The following is a 251-nucleotide window of genomic DNA, read 5'->3' as shown; positions in this document are numbered from 1 at the left end:
TCGGGTTCCTTCGTCCTGACGCTGATCCGCGGGTCGCCGCAACGGGCCATCCATGGCCCGGTGCGGCTAGCCTGGCGTCCTGCCAGGCTACCCCCGGATCAGCGCCAGGACTCAGCCGTCACTTACGTCGCACTCTGCGTCGTCTGGGCCATCGCGGTTGAAAAGCACTTGTTGGCAGTGACCACGAGCAAGGCATGACCTTGTATTGATTATCGTGCCGACGCTCCGCGTCGGCATGCAGTTCGTGACGC

Annotated in this window: 1 pseudogene; it reads left to right on the top strand. The window is 63.7% G+C overall.

Annotated elements, in window-relative coordinates:
- Positions 1-198: pseudogene (locus ALO80_RS31795) on the top strand (hypothetical protein); the annotation flags it as partial.
- Positions 199-251: the final 53 nt, after the last annotated feature.

The organism is Pseudomonas caricapapayae (assembly GCF_001400735.1).
In the GTDB taxonomy this organism is placed as follows: domain Bacteria; phylum Pseudomonadota; class Gammaproteobacteria; order Pseudomonadales; family Pseudomonadaceae; genus Aquipseudomonas; species Aquipseudomonas caricapapayae.
Note: the sequence above shows the minus strand (reverse complement) of the source record. Positions and strands in the feature narration are given on the sequence as shown.